The following is a 1,390-nucleotide window of genomic DNA, read 5'->3' as shown; positions in this document are numbered from 1 at the left end:
CCGCATGGATGCTGGATCAAGTCCCATAGGCGCTAACTTATTGGTTGACGGGTCTGCTGTCGGGTGATTCGCTTGTGTTCATGAGCGAAGCATCTGGTTTGGACTGGGATGATGTGCTGGGCCGGCTTGACGGTCTGGTGGATCTTGAGGGGAGCGCGCGGTCGAGCGGGGCGCTGCGGCGGCGTCGGTTGATCCGCAGCGCGGACGTCCTGCTTCGGTTTTGCTTCGCCTACGTTCTGGGGCCGCTGTCGTTTCGCGGGGTGTCGGGCTGGGCGACGCAGAGCGGGCTGGCGGACCTGTCGGACGTGGCGGTGCTGAAGCGGTTGCGCAACAGCGCCGACTGGCTGGGTCATCTGGTGTCCCATGTGCTGGCGGCGCGCCATCCCGAGGCGGCGGCGGGGCTGGGAGATTGCCGGCTGGTGGCGGTCGACGCGACGACGGTGGCGCCGCCCGGCCCCAAGCGGGAGTATTTCCGGGTCCATACGGTGTTCGACCTGACCGGGTTGTGCTTCCGGACGGTCGAGATCAGCGACCGGCGGGAGGCTGAGCGGCTGGACCGGGGCGTGGTCCAGCCGGGCGAGGTCAGGATCGCCGACCGGGCGCACGCCAATGTCGCCGGCATGGCGGCGGTGCGCGCCGCCGGCGGCGACTTCCTGGTCCGGATGACGGCGCGTCAGCCGCGCCTGCTCGACGAGGTCGGAGATCCGCTCCACCGGCTGACGCTGTGCCGCGCCGCCGGCAAGGACGGCCTGCTCGACCGGCCGGTGACGGTCGCCGGCGGCGACAGGAAGCGGGGCCAGCGCCTGCCGGCCCGCCTGACCATCTGGCCGCTGCCGCCGGACGCCGCCGAGAAGGCCCGCGAGGCCGCCCGCCGCACCGCCCGGCGCACCGGCTACACCGCTTCGGAGGCCGCCATCGAGATGGCCGGATACCTCATGCTGCTGTCCTCCCTGCCGGTCGGGCAATGGCCTGCCGAACGCCTGCTCGCCGCCTATCGGCTGCGCTGGCAGGTCGAACTCGCCTTCAAGCGACTCAAGTCGATCGTCGGGCTCGAACGGCTCCGCGCCAAAGACCCGGACGTCGCAAGGGCCTGGATCAACACCGCCCTTCTCGCCTCGCTCCTTGCCGAACTCGACATGCCGGACCTCGATATCGAGGCGCCGGACTCTCTCCCCCGGGCCTCCCGGATTCGTCAAAACCCCTGAACGTCCCGATCTGGCGGCTCACCGCCATGGCCATCATCGCCATCGGCATCGCCGTCCTCCACCGGCCCATGCCCGCCAGACCAACACCAAGAACCCTCTACAGGCTCAGAGAACCCCCAAGAAAACGCCAAGCTTACGCCCACCTCATAGTAAGTTAGCGCCTATGGGATCAAGTCCAGCATGAC

General features: G+C 69.0%; 1 protein-coding gene. It reads left to right on the top strand.

All coding sequences use genetic code 11. The features are described 5' to 3' along the window. Positions 1-80 precede the first annotated feature (80 nt). Positions 81-1,205 carry a transposase gene (locus AAFN89_RS20770; RefSeq protein WP_347541229.1) on the top strand — a complete coding sequence of 375 codons (1,125 nt, stop codon included), beginning with the start codon at positions 81-83 and terminating at the stop codon, positions 1,203-1,205. Positions 1,206-1,390 lie beyond the last annotated feature (185 nt).

Source organism: Inquilinus sp. CAU 1745 (assembly GCF_039839375.1).
Taxonomy (GTDB): Bacteria; Pseudomonadota; Alphaproteobacteria; order DSM-16000; family Inquilinaceae; genus JBDOQU01.
Note: the sequence above shows the minus strand (reverse complement) of the source record. Positions and strands in the feature narration are given on the sequence as shown.

Bases quoted from the DNA above. Each gene is read 5' to 3' on its own strand.
- AAFN89_RS20770 (WP_347541229.1), top strand. From the start codon at position 81: ATGAGCGAAGCATCTGGTTTGGACTGGGATGATGTGCTGGGCCGGCTT.